General features: G+C 44.6%; 5 protein-coding genes. 4 read left to right on the top strand and 1 reads right to left on the bottom strand.

What is annotated here, in order from left to right; translation table 11 throughout:
- Positions 1 to 109: 109 nt before the first annotated feature.
- Positions 110 to 1,186: an RNA-guided endonuclease InsQ/TnpB family protein gene (locus B3R91_RS01400; RefSeq protein ID WP_286796053.1), complete on the bottom strand. Its 1,077-nt coding sequence runs from the start codon at positions 1,184 to 1,186 to the stop codon at positions 110 to 112.
- 355 nt (positions 1,187 to 1,541) lie between these two features.
- Between B3R91_RS01400 and B3R91_RS01395 the strand changes: the two genes are divergently transcribed.
- The 4 genes from B3R91_RS01395 to B3R91_RS01380 all read left to right on the top strand — a co-directional run bounded on the left by B3R91_RS01395 (position 1,542) and on the right by B3R91_RS01380 (position 6,642).
- On the top strand, positions 1,542 to 2,399 hold the full coding sequence (locus B3R91_RS01395; RefSeq protein ID WP_286796051.1) for a DsbC family protein: 858 nt from the start codon (positions 1,542 to 1,544) through the stop codon (positions 2,397 to 2,399).
- A gap of 223 nt (positions 2,400 to 2,622) precedes the next feature.
- A complete protein-coding gene (locus B3R91_RS01390; protein WP_286796050.1) occupies positions 2,623 to 3,984 on the top strand; it encodes a homoserine dehydrogenase in 1,362 nt (453 codons plus the stop codon).
- Between the two features lie 103 nt (positions 3,985 to 4,087).
- Complete coding sequence (locus B3R91_RS01385; RefSeq protein WP_286796048.1) at positions 4,088 to 5,269, top strand: thiolase family protein; 1,182 nt, start codon at positions 4,088 to 4,090, stop codon at positions 5,267 to 5,269.
- A gap of 524 nt (positions 5,270 to 5,793) precedes the next feature.
- A complete protein-coding gene (locus tag B3R91_RS01380; RefSeq protein ID WP_200662529.1) occupies positions 5,794 to 6,642 on the top strand; it encodes a DUF2382 domain-containing protein in 849 nt (282 codons plus the stop codon).
- Positions 6,643 to 6,849 lie beyond the last annotated feature (207 nt).

Raw genomic sequence — 6,849 nt, 5'->3', positions numbered from 1 at the left:
TTGCTTATGTTTTTCAATGGTTCCTCAATTCTATACAGCCCCTAATGTTTATGACAGTAGCCTACCTAGACTTGACTTCCTCCCCGACCTAAAGGAACGGGGATTCCTACTAAAGACGGCCAAGCCCGACCGCGAGAATGTTTTTTGCTCCATTAACGTCACGTTGATGGGTCGTTTTACAAGAACGACAAAACCATTTTCTTATACCAAGACCTTCTCTACCTTTCGGACTGTCTTGGCGAGAGCCGCAACACGAGCAGGTTTGGGTGGTGTACGCTTCATTTACTTCGATATAGTGGCAACCTGCGTTCGCGCATTTGTAGTCCAGTTGTCGCTTTATCTCAAACCAACCCGCATCATAGACGGATTTGGCGAGTTTGCTTGAAGTAAATGATTTTGACTTGATTTTACCAACTACGATTAGGCTGTTGGCTTTAACAAGCTTTGATGTAAATTTATGAATCAAGTCTAATCTAGTATTTTTAATCTTGGCGTGAATGGCCTTAACTCGTTTTTTGTTTTTGGCTCTTTGAGCAATGGCCAGTTTTTCTGCGTATTGAGTCGTCAGCTTAGTAGTTAGAACCTTGCCATCACTACTGACTGCGGCATCTTTACAGCCCAAATCAATACCGACTTGACCGTCACCACAGGCTGTTTCTGAAAACTCTTTAACAGTGATACAGGCGTACCAGTGGCCGCGAGAATCTTGTACCAACTCGCACGTATTGATGCTGTAGAGCGAGAGGTTATAGCTGTCCCACACATCAATAATCAGCTTTTGACCCTTAGCCAAACTGAATTGTAGAGTTGTTTTTAGAGATTTTTTGCCACTTTGTTTAGTGCTTAGATGCTTGATAGCAGTTTTTTTAAAAGGAATCCAGCCCAAACTTCTTTTCTTGGCTTTAGGATTGTTTGTGCGCCAGTTTAGTTTGGCTTTTTTAAATTGTTTACGAGATTTGGCATGGGTTTCGGTCACTGCTTGTAATGTTTGGCTGTGCAGGTTCAGGTACTCACCAGCGCCTTTGGTGTAAGCGGCCAAGTCGTAGGCTGAAAAGAATTTGCCTGTGCGCTTAAGATGTTTAAAACTTAGCTCATTAACGTAATTCCAGACAAAGTTGACCGCACCAGCTAAGATATTTAGCTGAGTGGCATGTTTGTCTTTGATGCGTAGCTTGAGCGTCTTCATGGGTTTAGTATGATCCCAATGCGTTTGGTTAACAAGGTTCTTTTAATCTTAGGTGACAACGGCTGACGCCTGATATCCACGCCCTAGAAGGACGTGGTTTTACGGCGCTGGATGATAAATTTGGCGATGCCAATAAAACATCAACAAATAGCCTTTGGTGGTTATTTCTAAAAATATGCTAATATAACCAGTATTACTACTTATCTTTTATTATCAATAAATTGCACCTCATCCTTGAAATATATCGCGCTGACAACAAAATCTAGCGTATATGGGATAAGCGTTCATACACCATCTATGTCCCTGTTTTTATATCTATATCTTGCTTAGGCATCACCGCCTAAAGGAAATACCTATGTTTTTACCTTCTTTCTCTAAAGCCACCCCTGCTCGCGCTATGTTTTCCCGCAAGCCTTTATCGCGGATGATGTTGGGCGCATTGCTGGTCGCGATTGCAGCAGGCTGCTCGAATAATGCGGCTGATGCGACCAGTAATACTGGTATCGTCAATAGCGCCGAAGCCAAAGACAGCACCGCACAAGTTGCCGATAATGATGCAGCAGTGGTCAAAGCCTTACAAGCAAATCTAAAAGCCTCAGGAATCGAAGAAGAAATCATTTCAGCTGTACCAACAGATATGGACGATATTTACTGGGTAACAGCATCGGGCTTACCATCGTTTTTTACCGATAAATCTGGCAAACATATTATCCAAGGACAAATTATCGCCGTTGGGCAAGAGGCGCCAGTCGATATCAGTGGCGCTTTGGTTGCCAAAGCCGCGCAAGACGCTCTAAAAACGGTCGATAAAAAAGACATGGTTATTTATCCAGCAAAAGGCGCGACCAAATCGGTTGTTTATGCCTTTACGGATGCCGACTGCCCTTATTGCACCAAGCTTCATGAAGAAATGGGCGATATCAATGCACGCGGTATTGAAGTGCGTTATTTAGCGTGGCCGCGCAGCGAAGGCAGTATTCCAAAAATGGAAGCGATTTGGTGTAGCGAAGATCGCAATGCAGCGATGGATCAAGCAAAAATGGGTGCTAACGTTCAAGCGCCTAGCTGTAATAGCCCGGTAAAAGAGCAAATTGAGCTTGGAATGTCGCTAGGGGTACGCGGCACGCCAGCTATCTTTACCGAGTCTGGCCAACAAATCGGCGGCTATCTACCCGCGGCGCAATTGGCGCAAACAGCGATTGATGCCAGCTAGTCATCTACCCTCATATTGTTGACTTTAGCGACAGTGAGATTGGGTAGACGCCACAAGCGCTTATCGGTATGATACGATGAAGCGCTAGGTAAAATTAGCGGTGTATTTTTATACTTTTCTTCTTTATATCAGCCTCTTATTTAAGCACTTTTATATAAGGCTTTTTATGTAAGCGCTGTCATAGAAGCATTTTTATCCAACTCTATAATCTCTTGAGGATACTGTGAGCAAATCCATCAAACTAGCGATACTTGGTCTGGGCACCGTCGGAACGGGCGTGATCAATCTAATCAATGACAATTTAGATGAGTTAAAACGCCGTAGCGGACGCGACATTGTGATTACCGAAGTCGGTACCCGCCGTCAGCGCGATGATATCGACGCTACCATCGTACAAAATAGTGACTTGATGGCAACCGCTGCCAGTGACAATGTCGACATTGTCATCGAAGTGATTGGCGGTACGACCTTGGCTAAAGATGTGATTATGCATGCCATTAAACACGGCAAACATGTGGTCACTGCCAATAAAGCCTTGCTCGCCGAACACGGCAATGAGATTTTCGCCTTTGCCGAAGCCCATAATGTACACGTTGCTTATGAAGCGGCGGTGGCAGGTGGTATTCCAATTATCAAAGTCATGCGTGAAGGCCTTGCTGCCAATAAGATTGAGTGGTTAGCTGGTATTATCAATGGCACTGGCAACTTTATCATGACTGAAATGCGTGATAAAGGTCGCCCGTTCGCCGATGTTTTAAGCGAAGCACAAGCACTTGGTTACGCCGAAGCCGATCCAACCTTTGATGTCGAAGGCATTGATGCGGCGCATAAGCTTGCGCTCCTCGCCTCTATCGCCTTTGGGATTCCGCTACAGTTTGACAAAGTTTACTGCGAAGGTATCACCGGTATTACCTTGCAAGACGTCAACTACGCCGAAGAGCTTGGTTACCGTATCAAACATCTAGGCTTTGCGGTACGCCGCGAAGACAACGGTTCAGGTGATGGCCAAGGAAATAACGGCGCGGCTGGTATCGAGCTGCGTGTTCATCCAACCCTCATTCCACAGAACGCCCTACTTGCCAACGTTAATGGCGTAAAAAATGCGGTATTAGTCAACTCGCACCCACTTGGTCAGACGCTATATTGCGGTGATGGCGCTGGTGCTGGAGCAACGGCTTCTGCGGTCATGGCCGATGTCATGGATTTGGTTCGCGTTCTTGGTAGTAAAGATAGCAACAATGAAAGCACGAACGGTCACCATGTGCCGCATCTAGCCTTTATCCCAGAGCAATTATCAGACACACCCATCTTGCGCGCTGAGCAAATGATTACTGGTTATTATCTGCGCGTGCATGCCCATGACAATCCGGGCGTTTTGGCGGATATTACTCGTATTTTGAGTGACGCGGGTATCAATATCGATGCCATTTTACAAAAACCTTCGCATAAGCTTGGTCAAGTACCAGTGATTATCTTGACCCTACCTGTGGTGGAAAGTCAGATGAATCTGGCGATTGAAAAAATCGAGAAGCTCGATACCATTACAGATAAAGTCGTCCGTATTCGCTTAGATGAGTTGGCGTAATTTATCCAGCGATTCATCTATAAACGTATAATCTCAGCTAGAAACTTTTATTTTAATGACTAAAAAAACTTTCGTTTCAAATACCGAAAAAGGAAAAATAACGATGTCAAACGATGCAATTGTAATTTTAAATGGCGCCCGTACTCCGATGGGTGGTTTTCAAGGCGCCCTAAAAGACGTCAGCGCGACTGAACTTGGCGCAACCGCTATCAAGGCAGCCGTTGCGCGTTCAGGCGTGAGCGTTGATAATATTGATGAAGTCATCATGGGCTGTATCTTGACCGCTGGTCTTGGTCAAGGCCCTGCCCGTCAAGCCATGCGTAAAGCAGGTCTAAATGATGCCACGGGTGCCGTTACCATTAATAAACTTTGTGGTTCTGGCCTAAAAGCGGTCATGCAAGCGCACGATGGTATCAAAGCGGGCAGCTTTAACGTCGCAGTGGCGGGCGGCATGGAATCAATGACCAATGCCCCTTACATCATGCCAGGGTCACGCGGTGGTTACCGTATGGGTCATAAAGAAGTCAAAGACCATATGTTCTTAGACGGTCTAGAAGATGCCGAAACCGGCAAATTAATGGGGCAGTTCGCGCAAGAAATGGCCGATGAAAAAGGCTATAGCCGTGAGCAAATGGACGAATTTGCTATTGAATCGCTAAACCGTGCATTGACAGCGATTAAAGACGACCATTTTAAAGATGAAATCGAGCCTGTCACTTTCAAATCGCGTAAAGGCGAGCAAACGGTTGATACTGACGAGCAGCCTGCACTTGCCAATGCTGAGCGCATTCCTACCCTGCGCCCTGCTTTTGCAAAAGAAGGCACGATTACAGCGGCAAACGCCAGCTCAATCTCAGACGGCGCGGCGGCGGTTGTGATGATGAAAGAATCACAAGCTAAAGCCGAAGGTTTGGATTATCAAGCACGTATTGTTGCCACCGCCTCCAACTCGCGTCATCCAAGCGAGTTCACCATTGCTCCGATTGGCGCGATCGAAAAAGTTTTGGACAAGGCTGGCTGGTCAATTGCAGACGTTGATTTATGGGAAATCAACGAAGCGTTTGCGATGGTGACCATGGCTGCGATGGATGAGCTTAAAATCGACCACGCTAAAGTTAACGTCGAAGGCGGCGCTTGTGCCCTTGGCCATCCAGTTGGCTGCTCTGGCGCGCGTATCTTAATCACCCTTATCAACTCGCTTAAACGTACTGGCGGTAAAAAAGGCGTTGCAACCTTATGTATCGGTGGCGGTGAAGCCGTTGCCGTTGCTATTGAACTGGCTTAATTTTAAGCGAAGTCAGCGTTTGAGCTTTTAAAATCGAAGTTCTAATTTAAAGTTTAAGCAGTTTTCTGAAAAATTTAAAACCGCATAGCTACTAGCTGTGCGGTTTTTTTATACCTAAAAATGACAAATACCGCAAAGCGGTGCATCACTGTAAGAAAGCCTTAACTTAATTTTATATAGTAATGGCGTCATTTACAGCCTATTACACGCAATTACCTCAAGCGCACACTTTGCTACCTTGCTCATATATCGTATCGAAAAACCTGCTGCTACGATAATAACAAGTTGATGGAGAGGCTGCTTATTAACGATAGCTAGTCCTTAATGATAGCGAGATTCTATTAATAACCATGGAAATATGTTCTTCATCTAATCTTGTTGATTTATAAAATCTAAGCTTAAACAAGTTCAAAAGAAATAGACGACAGTTTTTTAGCAACGCAAATTTTTACTGTATTGCTATTTTATAAAAAATAATTATTAAACCAATCAAATAAATTTACTCATAAAAAAGGAAGACAATAATGAGCCAACTAATTCGTTTAAGAGATATCCAAGCAACTCACCGTGACCTAATTGGTGATGACTATTATGATCCAACTGGTAAAACTGCTTATGGTGTCAATGAAGAAAAAATCGGCAAAATCGAAGGCGCGCTAGTAGAAGATACCACTGGTCGTATTCGTTATTTAATCGTTGATGCAGGCGGCTGGTTCAGCTCAAAAGAAGTTCTCGTGCCAGCAGGTCTCGCTCGTATCGTCGGTGACGACGTCTTCTTTGATAGTTTAACGCAAGCACAAGTAGAAGCGATGGAAGTCTATGATCACGATTACCAGTACAGCTATAAAGAGCAGTACGAAAAAGATCGTCAATCATTCGCTGCTGATACTGTACCAGAAGCAGAGCGTATGGAGATTGCCGACCATGCGTATAATGCGCCAAACACGCTAGAGCTACTAGAAGAGCGTTTGACAGTGAATAAAGACCGCATCGTTGCAGGTTTAGTAAAAGTTGGTAAGCATGTCGTTACCGAAGAGCGTAATGTCAATGTTGACCTTGAAGAAGAGCATGCCAATATCCAACGTACCAATGTAGATCGTCCAACAGACCGCCGCATTGGTGATGTAGATGGCAATCAAACGGTCGAAGTTGAACTAGAAGCAGAACGTGCACGTGTGAATAAAGAAACCTATGTCGCTGAAGAAGTAAATGTCGGTAAAACTACCGAACGTCATACTGAAACTATTGCTGAAACCATTCAACGTGAAGAATTAGATATCGATGGTGATGGTAATGTGGTTGACCGCGAAGGTAACCTTTTTGACCGCGATGATATCACTGCCGAAGATGTCCGCCGCGCTCGTGGTATGTAATACGCCATACTTGCGCACTTTGCATAATTCTTAAGGAAGATTTCTTAGCAATTGATGATAAGAAATAATAATTAGAAAAACAACAGTTAGCTATGCATCGCGCGATAGTAATGAGCAGCTGAGTGACAAGCTCAGTAACTAAGACCAGAGCTTGCCTCTGGTCTTTTTTTATACCTCTTTTTAAGCTGCCTCACCATTTAAGGAGCA

This window comes from Psychrobacter sp. UBA6291 (assembly GCF_002439405.1).
GTDB lineage: Bacteria > Pseudomonadota > Gammaproteobacteria > Pseudomonadales > Moraxellaceae > Psychrobacter > Psychrobacter faecalis.
This window is presented reverse-complemented; position numbering and strand designations above follow the sequence as displayed.